The sequence below is a fragment of the Pseudomonas sp. TE4620 genome (assembly GCF_056279045.1).
In genome coordinates this window covers 1,620,460-1,635,566 of the sequence record NZ_JBWBQO010000001.1, presented here as the reverse complement: position 1 = coordinate 1,635,566, position 15,107 = coordinate 1,620,460, and the positions used below count along the sequence as shown (strand labels likewise).

General features: G+C 64.9%; 13 protein-coding genes. 4 read left to right on the top strand and 9 right to left on the bottom strand.

Features of this window, described 5'->3' with window-relative positions; genetic code table 11:
- Positions 1–7: 7 nt before the first annotated feature.
- The 4 genes from ACZ9A3_RS07800 to ACZ9A3_RS07785 form a co-directional block, all read right to left on the bottom strand.
- Entirely contained in the window at positions 8–487 is a 480-nt protein-coding gene (locus ACZ9A3_RS07800; RefSeq protein ID WP_093384203.1) for a VOC family protein, read from the bottom strand.
- A 61-nt stretch (positions 488–548) separates the two neighbouring features.
- Positions 549–1,913, bottom strand: coding sequence for a TolC family protein (locus ACZ9A3_RS07795; RefSeq protein ID WP_213601648.1), 1,365 nt, complete (start codon positions 1,911–1,913; stop codon positions 549–551).
- A complete protein-coding gene (locus tag ACZ9A3_RS07790) occupies positions 1,910–4,045 on the bottom strand; it encodes a peptidase domain-containing ABC transporter (RefSeq protein WP_476253323.1) in 2,136 nt (711 codons plus the stop codon). Before ACZ9A3_RS07790 ends, ACZ9A3_RS07795 begins: the two co-directional genes overlap by 4 nt.
- Positions 4,046–4,089: 44 nt before the next feature.
- The gene (locus ACZ9A3_RS07785) at positions 4,090–5,343 is read right to left on the bottom strand and encodes an HlyD family secretion protein (protein ID WP_476252332.1); all 1,254 of its coding nucleotides are present in this window, start codon (positions 5,341–5,343) and stop codon (positions 4,090–4,092) included.
- 282 nt (positions 5,344–5,625) lie between these two features.
- On the opposite strand from ACZ9A3_RS07785, the gene ACZ9A3_RS07780 reads away from it, so the two are divergent.
- Positions 5,626–5,844: a hypothetical protein gene (locus tag ACZ9A3_RS07780; RefSeq protein ID WP_093384216.1), complete on the top strand. Its 219-nt coding sequence runs from the start codon at positions 5,626–5,628 to the stop codon at positions 5,842–5,844.
- A gap of 73 nt (positions 5,845–5,917) precedes the next feature.
- On the opposite strand, the gene ACZ9A3_RS07775 is transcribed toward ACZ9A3_RS07780, so the two are convergent.
- Positions 5,918–6,091 carry a hypothetical protein gene (locus ACZ9A3_RS07775; protein WP_176794272.1) on the bottom strand — a complete coding sequence of 58 codons (174 nt, stop codon included), beginning with the start codon at positions 6,089–6,091 and terminating at the stop codon, positions 5,918–5,920.
- Between the two features lie 141 nt (positions 6,092–6,232).
- On the opposite strand from ACZ9A3_RS07775, the gene ACZ9A3_RS07770 reads away from it, so the two are divergent.
- Together ACZ9A3_RS07770 and ACZ9A3_RS07765 are read left to right on the top strand one after the other, a co-directional pair.
- A complete protein-coding gene (locus ACZ9A3_RS07770) occupies positions 6,233–7,258 on the top strand; it encodes a DUF1176 domain-containing protein (RefSeq protein WP_093384220.1) in 1,026 nt (341 codons plus the stop codon).
- 66 nt (positions 7,259–7,324) lie between these two features.
- Positions 7,325–8,470, top strand: coding sequence for a hypothetical protein (locus tag ACZ9A3_RS07765; RefSeq protein WP_093384225.1), 1,146 nt, complete (start codon positions 7,325–7,327; stop codon positions 8,468–8,470).
- A 1-nt stretch (position 8,471) separates the two neighbouring features.
- On the opposite strand, the gene ACZ9A3_RS07760 is transcribed toward ACZ9A3_RS07765, so the two are convergent.
- The 4 genes from ACZ9A3_RS07760 to ACZ9A3_RS07745 all read right to left on the bottom strand — a co-directional run bounded on the left by ACZ9A3_RS07760 (position 8,472) and on the right by ACZ9A3_RS07745 (position 13,503).
- Positions 8,472–9,101, bottom strand: a complete 630-nt coding sequence (locus ACZ9A3_RS07760) for a DUF3885 domain-containing protein (RefSeq protein ID WP_213601658.1) — start codon at positions 9,099–9,101, stop codon at positions 8,472–8,474.
- Positions 9,102–9,188: 87 nt separating this feature from the next.
- A complete protein-coding gene (locus tag ACZ9A3_RS07755; protein WP_258597435.1) occupies positions 9,189–11,186 on the bottom strand; it encodes a peptidase U32 family protein in 1,998 nt (665 codons plus the stop codon).
- 172 nt (positions 11,187–11,358) lie between these two features.
- Positions 11,359–11,739: a RidA family protein gene (locus ACZ9A3_RS07750; protein WP_123567614.1), complete on the bottom strand. Its 381-nt coding sequence runs from the start codon at positions 11,737–11,739 to the stop codon at positions 11,359–11,361.
- A 51-nt stretch (positions 11,740–11,790) separates the two neighbouring features.
- Positions 11,791–13,503 carry an amidase gene (locus ACZ9A3_RS07745; protein ID WP_476252331.1) on the bottom strand — a complete coding sequence of 571 codons (1,713 nt, stop codon included), beginning with the start codon at positions 13,501–13,503 and terminating at the stop codon, positions 11,791–11,793.
- A gap of 333 nt (positions 13,504–13,836) precedes the next feature.
- On the opposite strand from ACZ9A3_RS07745, the gene ACZ9A3_RS07740 reads away from it, so the two are divergent.
- On the top strand, positions 13,837–15,066 hold the full coding sequence (locus tag ACZ9A3_RS07740; RefSeq protein ID WP_476252330.1) for a DUF1444 domain-containing protein: 1,230 nt from the start codon (positions 13,837–13,839) through the stop codon (positions 15,064–15,066).
- Positions 15,067–15,107 lie beyond the last annotated feature (41 nt).

Genomic DNA, 15,107 nt, shown 5'->3' with positions numbered 1-15,107 from the left:
CGGCAATTCAACCCCTGACCGCCGCCGCAATCGCCGCGATATCAATCTTGCGCATGCCCATCATCGCATCGAAGGCGCGCTTGGCGGCGGCACGGTCAGTGCTGGTAATTGCCTCGACCAGCACCCGCGGCGAAATCTGCCACGACAGCCCCCACTTGTCCTTGCACCAGCCACAGGCGCTTTCCTGGCCGCCATTGCCGACAATGGCGTCCCACAGGCGATCGGTTTCGGCCTGATCCTCGGTCGCCACCTGAAACGAAAACGCCTCGCTGTGGGTGAACATCGGCCCGCCGTTAAGCCCCACGCAGGGGATGCCCAGCACGGTAAACTCGACGGTCAGCACATCGCCCTCTTTACCCGAGGGAAAGTCGCCCGGCGCCCGGTGCACGGCACCGACCTTGCTGTCGGGGAAGGTCTTGGCATAAAAGGTCGCAGCCTCCAGCGCGGTGCCGTCGTACCAGAGGCAGATGGTATTTTTAGGGCTCATCCTGGTTCTCCACGGTTGGTGAATGGCAGGTAGAGTCTAGTCAGAAAGACCGCGAACACACTCACAACGCACCATTCAACTGCCCCAGGTCCGCCGCCAGTTGCAACCTGGCGGTGTACCAGTTGACCAGCGATTCCACGCGCCGCTGCTCGGCAAGCGCCAGCTCGTTCTGCGCCCTGAGCAGTTCGATGATGCTGCCCACCCCAGCCTTGTAGCGCCCCAATGCCACTTGATGGGATTGCCCGGCGCTGGCGACGAAGCTGCGGCTGATGGCCAGGGCGCGGGTGCGCGCATCCAGGGCCTGGCGGCTTTTCCAGACGTTGAGGGCCACGCTGCGTTCGGCCTGCTCCAGGGCCTGCTCGCGGGCGCCGGCTTCATAATCGGCGGCGCGGGCACGCCGACGGCTGAGGAAGCCGTCGAAGATCGGCACGGTAATCTGCACGCCCACGCTCCAGGTCTCGATCTGCTGGCGTGTCGACACCTGGTCGATCGGCGTGTCTTCTTGCTGGTAGCTGCTGAACAGCGACACCTTGGGCCGCCCCTCGGCACGCGCTTCATCCGCCCTGGCGCGGGTGGCGAACCAATCGGCGCGGGCCTTTTCGATGGCCGGGTGCCGGGCCCGGGCTTGCTCCATCAAGGCATCGACACTGGCCATGAACTCATCCTCCTGCCCCGCCGGCTCGTTCAAGGCGGTGAGTGTCAGCGGCGCCGAGGGTGACAGCCCGAGTGCACTGGCCAGGGCGCCCTGGGCCGTCGCGTAGTCACCTTCAGCCAGCACCCGTTCAAGCTGCGCCTGGTCGTGAGTCGTCTGGGCCTGCAGACGGTCGCTCTGCTCGCCGGCCCCGGCCTGGTACTTGGCGGTGGCCGCCTTGAGGCTGCTGGCCGCCAGGGACTCGGCGCTGCGCTTGGCCGCGAGCAAGGCGGCGTTGGCCTGGACCTGGTAGAAGGCCTTGCTGGTGGCGAGCACCGTGGCCTGGATTTTCTCCACCCGACTGCTGCTGGCCGCGTTCAACAGCTGGCGGGCGCCCTCGACTTTCGCCGCGCGCAGGCCAAAATCATAGAGCACCCAGTTGAGGTTCAGGCCATAGCTGTTGGTGCGGGTGTTGAGGGTCGAGTCAGCCTCGGGAAAGTTGTCAAAGCGCGTCTTGCGGCTCGCCCGCCCGCTGCTGGCCTGGGCTTGCACAGTCGGCCAGTAGGCCGAGTACTCGGCATCCAGGCTGGCCTGGCTGCTCAGTTGTGACAGCCAGGCTTCGCGCACTTGCGGATCGGCGCACAGGGCGATGGCCACGGCACTGGACAACACCAGTGGCTGTGCAGGGCTTAACCTGCCTGGGCAGGCATCGAGGGCTTCGGCGGCCATGCCCGGTAGCACCGTCCAGGCCAGCAGCAAGGCAGCCAGACACAGCCTGGTCAGGTGACGGTTCATGACGAAGACGCCGTACCACAGGCACGTTCATCTGGCTCGGCTGGCGCTTGCTCATCGGCCTCGATCAGCGGCCCGTCATACACCACCCGGCCGTTGTCCAGCGCCAGCACCCGGCGCGCCGAGCGAATGGTATCGGGGCGATGGGCAACAATGATGCGGGTGATGTTCAGCGCCTGCAGCGCCTGGTTGACCGCCGCCTCGCGGTCGATGTCGAGGTGGCTGGTGGCTTCGTCGAGAAACAGCAGCTTGGGCCGCCGGTACAGCGCCCGGGCCAGCAGGATGCGTTGCTTCTGCCCACCCGACAGCACCGTGCCCATGTCGCCCACCAGGGTGTTGTAGGCCATGGGCATTTGCGCGATGTCGTCATGCACCGCCGCCATGCGCGCGCACTGCTCGACCCAGCGCGGGTTGGCCTCGGCGCTGAAAAAACTGATGTTGTCGGCAATCGAGCCGGCGAACAGCACATCATCCTGAAGCACCGTGGCGCTGATCCGCCGCAACCGCTCCAGGTTATGGCTGTCGATGGCCACACCGTCGAGGAACACGCTGCCGCTGCTGGGGCTGAGAATGCCGAGCATGACATTGAGCAAGGTGCTCTTGCCGCCTCCCGAGGGGCCGACGATCGCCAGCGAATCGCCGGCTTCGATGCGCACCGACACTTCATCGAGCACATAGGGCTCGTGCTCGCAATAGCGAAACTTGAGCTGGCGCACTTCCAGGCTCGGCACGCTGTCGACGGCGTCGTTGTCGTCAGGTTTCTCAGGCGCTCTGGGTTCGGGCACCTGCAGCAGGATATCGGCCAGGCGCTCGCCATGCAGGCGCAGCATCAGCACATCGACCAGCTTGTCGATCAGCCCGGCTACGCGACTGTTGAACTGCTCCTTGTAGGCGTTGAAGGCAATCAGCATGCCGGCGCTGAACTGGCCATCGAGCACCAGCCTGGCACCGAGCCAGATCACCAGCACGGTCACCAGACCGAACAGCAGGCCATTGAAAGCGCGGTAAGCCAGCGCGAGCTTTTGCGGACGCAAGCCGGCGTTGATTTCTTCGACCAGCAGGCTGCCCCAGGCGCTGGCGCGTTGCTCCTGATGGCCGAACAACTTGATGGTGCGCACCCCGCGCACGCTTTCCAGAAAGTAACTCTGCTGGCGGGCGGCATGCACCAGCTCCTCTTCGCTGGCGCGGCGCAGCGGGCCGAACCAGGCCCAGCGGGCCAGGGCATAGATGACCATGGCCAGCAGCGCGATCAGTGCCAGCGGCGGGCTGTAAGCGAACATCAGGCCCAGGGTTACCAGGGTCATCAGGCCATCGAGCAAGGCTTCGACAAACGAGGTGGTCAGGGTGTGCTGGATCGACTTCAACGAGCCAAAACGCGAGACGATATCGCCCAGGTGGCGGCGCTCGAAAAACGCCACCGGCAAACGCACAAGATGGCTGAAGACGTTAATCTGCCATTGCGCGCTGAGCAGGGTGCCCAGGTACATCAACGCCCAGGAGCGCCCCAGCGCCAGGGTTTGCTGCATCACCAGCAGCAGACCGAAACCGATGGCCAGCACCGCCAGCAGGTCGAGATCGGCGCTGACCAGCACCTTGTCGATCACCGTTTGCAAAAAAAACGGGCTGAGCACCATGCACAGCTCCAGCGCCGCCGCCAGCAACAGCACATGGCTGAGCACCCCGCCAAAGCCCTGTACCCGGCCCAGCAACTGGCGCAGGCGCAGCGGCGGATTGGCCGCGCCCTGCTGGAAATCGCTCTGTGGCCACAGCTCCAGGGCCACGCCGGTGAAGGCTGCCGAGACTTCTTCGAACGACAGCTTGCACACCCCGCGCCCCGGATCGTGCAGGGTCACCCCGCGCGGCCCGACCTCCTTGAGCACCACGAAATGGTTGAAATTCCAGTGCAGCACACAGGGCAAGCGCAGTTGCCCGAGTGCTTGCAGTTCCAGGCGCAATGGCCGGCTGGCCAGGCCCAACTGGCTGGCCATGGCCATCAGTTGCTTGAGGGTCGCGCCCTTCATCGACGGCGACAGCTTCTGGCGCAGCGAGAACAGGTCGTGACGCTGGCCGTGAAAGCCGGCGATCATCGCCAGGCAGGCCTGGCCGCACTCGGCGGCTTCGGCCTGGAGCACCATGGGCAACTTGCGGCCAATGCCGAAAGCCAGCGGTTGGCGAATGTTCAAAGGCGTTTCCCTATGCCGCGCAGGGGTTCGAGCAGCCACTCGTAGAGGGGCATGTTCTCCTGCAGGATGTCGGCGTCCAGTTGCATGCCCGAACGCAAGCGCTCGTTCAGCCCGCGTCCGCGCATGGCTTGTTGTTCAAGGGTGACCCTGACCCGATACATCGGGCCTTGCTCGCGCTGCTGCTCGGAGACGCCGCCCACGCTCATGATTTCGTCGGCTGGCAGCGCGCTGCGCGACACCGACGCTACCGTGCCGCGTGCCAGGCCGAAGTGCTGGTAGGGATAAGCCTGGTAGCGCAACAGCACGGCATCGCCGCTGCGCACAAAACCGGCCGAACGGCTGGGCACATAGAGTTCGGCGTACAGCTGGGCATCGCTGGGCACGATGTTCAACAGCGGCCGGTTACTGTCGGCGCGGGTGCCGTTGACCACGCCCACCGCCGTCACCTCGCCACTGGCCGGGGCGGTAATCACCACCTGGCGTTTGACTTCGCTTTCCAGCAGGTTGCCCTGGCTTTGCGACAAGCGCCGCTCAAGCTCGGCCAGTTGCTTGCCCTGGTTGAACGGCAACTCGGCAAGCTCGGCGCGCAAGGTGGCGATATCGTTGCGCAGCGACAGCAACGAACGGCTCAGTTCTTCGCTGCGCAGGCGCACTTCGAGCACGGCGTCCTGCTTTTCCTGCAACTGGTCGCGCGACACGTAGTCCTGGCGCTGCAGGTCGGCATAACGCGCGGCAATGCCTTGGGCCAACCCCAGGCGCTGGCGGCTGATGTCCATCTGCGTGAGGATTTTCTGCTGCTCGCTTTCCAGCACCGCCAGGCGCCGGCGCTTGCCCTCAAGCTCCTTCAGGTGCAGCGCACGGGTGCTGGCAATCTCCTCAGTAAGGCTGTCGTTACGTCGCTTGATCAAGCGGCTGATAGCCACGTGCGCGCCACCGGCCTCGGCATACAGGTCACTGCCCAGGGCCATCAGTGTCGACCCGGCCTCAACGCTCTGACCTTCGACCGCAGCCAGGCCTTGCACCACCCCTGCCTGTGGCGCAAACACCTTGATCAGCCCGCCCTCGGGCACCAGTACGCCGCTCACGGTGGCGCGGCGGGTGTAGGTGGCGCAGGTCAGGAACACGATCAACACCAGGCTGAACAGCAGCGCAGCCAGCGCCGCCCAGCGCAGGGGCACGGGCGACACCAGCAGTACGCTGCCCAACTCCTTGTCACGCCGTGCGTGCACGGCTTCGCTCCTGAATAACATGCCAATCCATGACCCGGCGGATAACGTTAATAACATGAACAGACTGATCGCCTGAGCCTGTTGCAGCATAACGGCGAGTTAATCGACAGGCACTAGCACACTTGTACTATTGCACTTAAAGCGCTGGCATTACTAACTTGGCCGGGGATCGAAACAGCCTGCCACTGTTATTGGAACTGTGATCGATCTCACACTTTTATAGTGCAACACCTTGCGCCCAGGCCCTCTCCTGGGGGGATCAACCTAGGACGAACCCACTGTAGCAAACGAGGTATAGATAACATGACCCATGCACAAAACATCGACATGACCAGCGCGCAACCCTCTGCCCTGCGGGTGCTCGACGATCAGGAAGTGGACCAGGTAAGCGGCGGGTTTTCCGTCAGCGCCGGCTCCTGGACACTGACCGGTGGCTCTTATAACTTCGGCGCGGGTGCCGGCTACCGCTTTGACTTGTACAGAGGCGGTGCGCACCAGGGCAGTTACACCCTGTGCAAGTAAACTCAGCGGATAGATGAGTTGGAAGTAAGCGAAGGGCCGTCATGGCCCTTCGTTCTATATATAGAGATGATAGTTAATTGCCATCAGCGACCTTGCGTTCAATCTCGGCAATCTTGCGGCTAAGTTCTTCAGCGGCCTCAGCCTGAGTACGGTGATTGGCCGGAGTGATCGGCCGGTTGGCAAGGTCTTCATCTTCAGCAGGCTTGTCCGTCTCGTTGGCGGGCGCCTCGCGCTCGTTGCTGGTCATTGCAGTTACCTCCCGTGTCATACCCGTTGGATAGCACAGCAGCCTTGGAGTTCTGATCGGCAACGGCTTGAAGTTGGCCCGGCTTCTGCGATGATGCCCGGCCAGGACGGACGTTCGCTTACCCTGCAGGATTGAAACACCATGGTTGACCCAAGATGGAACTGGCTGTGCTTGATGCTCCTGCCGGCCCTGGCCCTGGCCGCGCCGGAACCGGAGCCGGTGCTCAAGCAGTTCAAGCAATGGGTCGTGGGCTGCGACAACACCCTGCGCTGTACCGCGGTGTCGAGCAGCGTCGATCAAGGCGTGGGCCTTGAGCTGGTGCGCGAAGCCGGGGCCCAGGGGACTACCACCCTGACCCTGTTCAGCGACGCCGGAGTCGAGCTCGGCGCCCGGCTGCTGCTCGACGGCGGCCCGCTGCCAGCGGGGTTTCGGCCAGGCTCGCAGGGGCAGATGCGTTATCACGCCAAAGGTGACGTCGCGTTGCGCTTGTTGCGCCAACTGCGCAACGGCCAGACCCTGACCCTGGACACCAGCAACGGCCAGCACCCGGTATCGCTGCAGGGCCTGAGTGCCTCCTTGCTGTTCATCGACTCGGTGCAAGGACGCATCGATCACCCCAGCGCCTTTGTAAACCCCGGCACACGCCCCGACAGCCAGCTGCCGCCAGCACCGCCGACGCCCACCCTCGCCCCCTTCACTCCGGCGCCAGGGGTGAGCGATGCCGAGCAGAAGGCCATCGCCGACGCCGTCATTGCCATCACCCGCCATGAATGGAGCGAACCCGAGTACGACAACTGGCAAGCCGAAGCCGAGGTCTCGCCGCTGGACGCGACCCATGTGCTGGTAGGCCTGCGCTACGGCTGTGGGAGCCAGGGCTGCATGTACAGCTATTACCGCGCCTTGCGCAGCGCGCCCTATCAACCCACCTCGCTGCACATCGAGGTCCCCAGGCATGATGTGCTGGGCGGCGAGATGTATGGCTTTTTCAAGTTCGACCCGGCCCGCGGCGAGCTCAACCAGTTGCAGCCGGGCGGGCGCTACTGCGGCGCCAATGCAACCTGGCGCTATGACGGCGCGGTGATGCAGCTCAAGGCATTCAGCCGCATGAGCTGGTGCGACAGCGTCGATACTGCCCATTGGCCGCAGATCTGGCGTACCCGGGGCTAGCGCCAGGCATACAGCTTGGCGCAGGCATTCGCTACACTGCGCGCTTTGCCCCAAGAGCCTATGCGCATGGATGCCCTCGCCCGTTTTGCCCTCAAGCCGCTTGCTGCGAGCCTGGCTGTGCTCACCCTGGCCGCTTGCAGCCACTTTCAAGCCGATCCGCCAGGTGCCGGTCAGTTGCCCGAGTACCAGAGTCCGGCCCCCGACTGGCGCGTGCTGAACCTGGACGAGGATCAGGACTGGCTGCTGATCGACCGTAACAGCCTGCAGCATGAGGGCGACATTACCTACGCCTGGACCGGCATCCAGCGCCACCGCTATCCGATGCAATACGGCCACGCGGTGATGGCCCCGCACAGCCGCGAGCGCCTGGCGTTCTATTGCCAGCGCCAACTCATCAGCCGGCAAAGCCAGGTGTTCCTCGACAACGACAATCGCGTAGACCGCACCAGGCTTCAGTGGCAGCCCTTCAGCGCGTTCTACCGGCAGGCCCCTTTGTACTATCAGCAGTTGTTCGACGCCGCCTGCCAAGCGCCGGCCGAGCTTGCCAAGCTTGCCCCGCTCAAAGCCCGTACACCGTTGCCGCCGCCGTTTTTGCCGCCCAGGGCCAGGCCTGAAGTGCTTGCCGCCATCGCCGCCCTCGACCTGCCGACACCACGCCTGAGCCTGCACCGGCTGGATTATCGCTACGACGCCAACCTCAACGACGGCGACAATGCCGTCAACAGGCCGCGCCAGGTATTCCTCAGCACCGACAGCCGCTCCGGCCAAGTGTTGCTACAGGCTGTGGACCCGACGATAGCGCAGCAGCTGCAACTGAGCTTTCGCGGCCTGTTCGATCTGGCCGCACGCGGCATCGACATCATGACCGGGCAGGAGCAGGACGCCAGCGACAGCTTGACCGCGCTGTCATTCAGCGGCGACTGGCAAACCCTGCCCGCCCATGCGCAGCTGAGCTACACCAGCAGCCACGCCGGGCAAACTGCGAGCATTACCCGCACCACCCATTGCCAGGTCGGCAAGGCGCAAGCGGCCAGCGCCCTGCACCCGGCCCTGCAAGGCAGCGCCAAGCCGTTGACCTGCACCTGGCAGAGCCCGCGCGGCAACCGTTGGCGCGAAGGCTACAGCTACCTGGTCGACTACGGCGTGTTCGTCCGCACCCGCGAGGACAACCCGCTGGGCAGCTGGCGCTGGAAAATCGAGTCGCTGCAGTGAGTCAATGCAGGACGGTGGCGAAGCTTGCGTCCATGCGCTCGCGGTCGTAGTCCAGCAGCCACGGCTGGTGCTGGCGGTACAACAGCGCGAGCACGTCGTGGTTGGGGCCCACCACATCCATACCCCGATCGTCATAGGGCAAGGCCATCAACCGCTGGTTGAGGTTGAACAAGTAGACACCGCAGCAAGGGCTCGGGCGTATGGTCCCCGGATTATCAGCCAATGCGCACCAGAGCACCGGTTGCAGCAACGACAGTGGCGCCTCAAAGGCGAGGTGCAGCCAGTACTCGGGCTGGTGCTCTTCGAACCAGTCGTCCGGGTCCAGCCGCTGGCTCCACAGTGAGCGCCGGGCGGGGACGCGAATACCGGCGGCACGCAAGTCGCGCAACACGTCGCGGTGGGCAAAACCGTTACCGTTGGAGTGCACGCGCAGGCACACCACCATCGCTTGCTCACCGGCAAACAGGTCGCGGCACACCGCGGTGGCCTTGCTGACTGCCAGCAGGAAGCGTTCGATGTCGCTGCCGCCTTCGGCCAGCTCGAAGCGCAGGCCTTGCGGGTAGTTATAGAAAAGCGGCCGGGCAAAGGCCAGGCCGCTGAAAATATGCTGGATTTGCAGTTGTAGGTTCACGTTACCTTCCTGGCTGTCGGCCCCGCACAGCTGGGGCCAGAGTCCATTGCGGCCAGCACCCTGAAGGTGCTGGCCGCGGTGTTTCACTCAATGCGGCGCGCGCGGGATGGTCTTGAGCAGGTCTTCAGGGCTGATATGCCCGACCACCTGCTGCACGCTGCCCGGTTGCGGCAGGCCAAGGATGTGGCCTTTCATCTTGCCGATGACGTGCATCTCGCACGGCTTGCAGTCGAACTTCAGGGTCAGTACTTCATCGCCGTGAATCAGCTGCATCGGCGCCACCTTGGTGCGCACGCCGGTCACGCCCTTGGCCTGCTTGGGGCACAGGTTGAAGGAGAAACGCAGGCAGTGCTTGGTGATCATCACCGGCACTTCGCCCGCCTCTTCGTGGGCCTCGTAGGCGGCGTCGATCAGCTTGACCCCGTGACGGTGATAGAAGTCGCGGGCCTTCTGGTTGTAGACGTTGGCCAAAAACGACAGGTGCGACTCCGGGTACACCGGCGGCGGGTTGGTCTCGGCCTTGCGGCCACCGCGCGGGTGGGCCTGGATGCGCGCGGCGGTCAGCGCTTCGATGACCTCGCGGCGCAGGGCCTTGAGCTGCGAGTTGGGGATAAAGTACGCCTGCGGCGCATCGAGCTGAACGTCGGTGGCGTGGTACTCGGTGGTGCCCAGCTGGCCGAGCAGGTCGCGCAGTTGCTCCAGCGCCTGCTCCGGCTTGTTGGCCAGGCCGAACGGGCCGTCCAGGGCGACGCTGGCACTGATGCCCTCCTCGCTGGTGGCGGTCAGGGCCAGGCGCTGTTCGTCAAGCTTGGCCACCCAGGCCAGGCCGATACGGCGCTCGGCCGAGGTCTTTTGCAATGCCTGCTGCCAGTTGTGGTCGAGGTTGCGGCTCAGCGGGTGGTTGGGCCGCAGCTGGTGCATGCCCTTGGGCATCTCGTTGGGCTCGACGCGGTAGCGGTAGCGTTTTTCGCCGTCTTCATCGAACTCGCCTTTCGGCTCGGCGATGTTGGCGCGAAAGCCCACCACTTCGCGCTTGACCAGCACGTTGAGGCCGTCGCCGTTGGACAGCGGCTCGTGGGTGACCACCTGCAGGTCGCGCTTGCCGACTTTCTCGACCACACCCACCGGCAGGCCGGTGAAGGTCGGCGAGTCGAAGGCGCCGATGTCGATCTTGCGCTCGCTGACGAAGTAGTCGGTGCTGCCGCGGTGGAAGGTTTTGTCCGGGTCGGGCAGGAAGAAGTGCGCGGTACGGCCGCTGGAGGCGCGGGCCAGGTCCGGGCGGTCTTCGAGCACGGCGTCCAGGCGCTGGCGGTAGTAGGCGGTGATGTTCTTCACATAGCCCATGTCCTTGTAGCGCCCTTCGATCTTGAACGAGCGCACGCCGGCCTCGACCAGGGCGCGGATGTTGGCGCTCTGGTTGTTGTCCTTCATCGACAGCAGGTGCTTCTCGTAGGCGATCACCCCGCCCTTTTCGTCCTTGAGGGTGTACGGCAGGCGGCAGGCCTGGGAGCAGTCGCCACGGTTGGCGCTGCGCCCGGTCTGGGCGTGGGAGATGTTGCACTGGCCGGAGAAGGCCACGCACAGCGCACCGTGGATGAAGAACTCGATCGCCGCGTCGGTCTCGTCGGCGATGGCGCGGATTTCCTGCAGGTTCAGCTCGCGGGCCAGCACCAACTGGGAGAAACCGGCCTGGTCGAGGAACTTGGCCCGGGCCAGGGTGCGGATGTCGGTCTGGGTACTGGCGTGCAGCTCGATCGGCGGGATGTCCAGCTCCATCACCCCCAGGTCCTGGACGATCAGCGCGTCGACGCCGGCATCGTACAGTTCGTGGATCAGCTTGCGCGCCGGCTCCAGTTCGTTGTCGTGGAGGATGGTGTTGATGGTGGTGAACACCCGCGCGTGGTAGCGATGGGCGAACTCCACCAACTGGGCGATATCGCTGACTTCGTTGCAGGCATTGTGGCGCGCACCGAAGCTCGGGCCGCCGAGGTACACAGCGTCGGCGCCATGCAGAATGGCCTCGCGGGCGATGGCGACATCGCGGGCGGGGCTGAGCAATTCCAGGTGATGCTTGGGCAGGGACATGTTTTTTTAGTCAGGCTGTCACGGTCGAGGCGCGCATTGTAGCGGCGAAACGCCTGAACGGCACCCGTAGCCTGCCCGGTGGTGCGCCCGAGCGCGGGTCAAGTCGAGGCGTCGCACCGCCGCTCCCACAGGTTCGGCGTTGCGATGAGGCCAGCCCAGCCACCGCAACAACTCAGGCCTTGGCCGCCATCGCAGTCACTTCCACACGCATGCCTTCCACCGCCAGCGACGCCACGCCCACTGCAGCGCGCACCGGCCAGGGCTTGGCGAAGAAGCGCTGGTAGACCTCGTTGAACGCCGCCCGCTCGGCCATGTCGGTGAGGTAGATGGTCAGGTGCAACACCCGGTCCATGGAGCTGCCAGCACGCTCCAGAGCGACTTTCAGCGCTTGCAGGGTACATTCGCTCTGGGCGGTGATGTCGCCCAGTTCCAGGCTGCCGTCGGCACGCGTGGGGATCTGGGTCGAAACCAGGATGCCGCCGAAACCGGCGACGTCGGAAGAGATCGACTCGGCGTCCGGGTCGGGGATGAAGCTGATGTCTTGGTTAGCCATGGGTATCTCGTGTCTGGGGAATAAAAAAGGGCGGTTACCCGCCCCTTCTGCTTACTTGCCGCCGGCCAGCGCTGGCGTGCGCGGTGGCACCAGGCGCCTGGAGCCGGTCGACTCGAAGGCAGCCGCCAGGCGCAGCAATGACGAATCGTCGTAGGCGCGACCGGCAAAGGTCAAGCCCACCGGCATGCCGATATCGGCCATCACGCCCATCGGCACGGTCACCGTCGGCACGCCCAGGTGACGGATCGCCAGGTTGCCGTTGGCCACCCACACGCCGTTGCTCCAGGCAATGTCGGCCGATGCCGGGTCGACATCGGCATTGGCCGGGCCGACGTCAGCGACGGTCGGGAAGATCACCACGTCGAGCTTGAGCGCATCCATCCAGTCTTCGAGGTCTATGCGCCGGGTCTGTTCCAGGCCGCGCAGGCCGTCCGGCACAGTGCTGATCTGGTCCCACGGGGTGATGCCGCGCTCGGCCATGCGCACGTATTCGTCCATGCCCGCGGCCAGGTCGCCTTCGCGGTTGGGCAGCGTACCCGGATCATGCGGGAAAATCTTCGGCCCGTCGACATCGACCAGGCGGTTGAGCTTGGGGTCGCCGTTGGCCTGGAGGAAATCATCGAAGGCCCAGGCGGTCAGGTCCCACAGTTCGTGGTGAAGGAACTCCTTGGACACCAGGCCGCGATTGAACACGGTCGGCGCACCCGGGCGATCGCCTTCGCAGTTGGATACCAGGGGGAAATCGACTTCGATGACTTCGCCACCGGCCGCTTCCAGGGCCTTGCGCGCCTGCTCCCAGAGGGCGATCACCGATGGCCGGGTGTTGATCCGCTGGCCGGTCGGGCCACCGATGCCCGGGGCTTCGCTGGTGCCGGCTTCAGGGTCGGCATTGATGTACATGCGCGGCACGCCGAAACGCTTGCCCTTGAGCGTTGCGGCATCGGCTGCAAGCTCGTGGTAGGAGGCCGGGCGCACCGAATCGACGCTGGGGATTGGCACCCAGGGCTGCAGGCGCCACAGATCGCCGCGTTTGTCCGCGTCTTGGGCGACGACGATGTCGAGCACTTCGAGCAGGTCGGCCATGGTCCGGGCAAAGGGCACCACCACGTCCATGGTCGGCGTCAGCGGCCAGTTGCCACGCACCGAGATCACCCCACGCGAGGGCGTGTAGGCGCACAGGCCGTTGTTCGAGGCCGGGCCGCGACCACTGGACCAGGTTTCTTCGGCCAGGCCGAAGGCGGCGAAGCTGGCCGCCGTGGCAGTACCGGCGCCGTTGGACGAGCCGGAGGCAAACGGTGCGGTCAGGTAGTCGGCGTTGTACGGGCTTTCGGCGCGGCCATAAACGCCGCGCTGCATGCCGCCGTTGGCCATCGGCGGCATGTTGGTCTTGCCCAGGCAGATGGCGCCGGCAGCGCGCAGGCGCTCGATGGTGAAGGCGTCGCGATAGGCCACAAGGTCAGCGAAGGCCGGGCTGCCGGAGGCGGCGGTCAGGCCCTTGACCAGGTAGCTGTCCTTGGCGGTATACGGGATGCCGTCGAGCGGGCCGAGGGTCTGGCCCTGGGCGCGGCGTTCGTCAGAAGCCTGCGCTTCGTTCAGCGCTTCGGGGTTGCGCACCACTACAGCATTGAGCTTGGTGGCAGTGTCCGCGCCATCGTAGGCGTCGATGCGCGCCAGGTAGGCCTTGACCAGCTCCACCGCGGTGGTCTGGCCGGACTCGAGCGCAGCGCGCAGCTGGGCAATGGAAACCTCTGTGACTTCGATCATGCTGCTACCGCCGAGGGTTGATGGCTGACTGGGTTAAGGCTTGCACCACACGGGGTCTGGAGCACGGGGATTTCACGGCTTTGAAGATGGGTTCGCATAGTTGTTCTCATTGCACGGCATGACGCTGCAGGGTCTGGACGAATTACCTGAGCGGCCTATTTAGCACCAAAATTGCCCACAGCGGAACGGGGAGCCAGCGGGCAGCGGTGCATTCAGCCGCGTGCGAAGGTGCAAAATCGGCCGCCAGGCCTGGGCGAGGCGCAGGTATTCAGCTTTACCCCTCCCACCACCACGAGCATCATGCGCACTTCGCGTTCACGGAGGATTTCGCACATGTTCAGGGCACTTTTCGACACGCTGTTCAAGCGCACGCCTACCGAGGAAGGCTTTGCCCGTACCTTCATCAAGGCCGCGCGCGCCGGCGGTTATGCCGAGCCACTGGACTATCAGGCCGACGACTTTCGCCTGCGCTACGGCGGTAGCAGCTACTTCAACCTGCACAACGCCTACCGCGACTACCTGAACGCCGACAAGGCGCGTAAAGCCCAGGTGCTCGACAGCTACCTGCGCGGCCTGATCGACAGCCGCAACAGCAGCGCGGTGCAGCCCCTGGAGCAGGTTAGGCCGCTGTTGCGGCCGGTGATCCGCAACCTGGCCATGCTCGAAGAGATCCGCCTGCATCAGGTCCGTAATCACGGCTGGGACTCGCCCTGCCCCATGGCCTGGCAGCCGTTCTGCGAAGACTGCGTGACCTTGCTGGCCATCGACTACCCCGACACCACCTCGACCCAGACCGCCGGCCCGCCACAGGACTGGGGCATCAGCCTGGAGCAGGCGCTGGCGATTGCCCTGGACAACCTGCGCGACGCCAGCCCCGATGCCTTCGAGGCGATCCTCCCCGGTTTGTACCAGGGCGCCTGGAAGGACGGCTATGACACCAGCCGCGTGCTGCTGCCCGACGTGCTGCAGCGCTTGGCGCTCAAGGGCCAGCCGGTGTTCATGATGCCCAGCCGCGATGTGCTGATGGTCACCGGCGACAAGGACGCCGACAATCTGCGGCAGATGGTCGAGCTGAGCTTCCACGCGCTGGAGCACGGGCGCGCGCAGTCGAGCCAGATCTATACCTATCACGACCGCCGCATCGTGCCCTTCCAGGTGCAGGACGCGCACCTGCAAGCGCGCCTGGGCGACCTGCAGCGGCTGCTGCGCCACGGCATCTATAGCACGCAAAAAGAGTTTCTCGACAAGATCCACGAAGCCCATCCCGAGGACATCTTCGTCGCCACCCACAGGCTTTACAGCGACGCCGAAAACGGCAATAGCAGCTTTTCGATCGCGGCCTGGACCGAGGGCGTATTCACCTCGTTGCCGCAAACCGACCGGGTGATCCTGGTCCAGCCCCAGGCAGACGGCTCGGCCCAGACCCAGGTGGTGGCCTGGCACGAGGTTGAAACACTGCTGGGCGGGCTGCTGAGCAAAGACGGCGAGCTCTACCCGCCACGCTTTCGCACCCTCGGTTTTCCCAGCGCCGAGCAGTTGCAGCAGCTGACGCCCATGGGGTGAGGCCCAACTTGAAGCAACGGGGCTGGATTTACACTGCACAA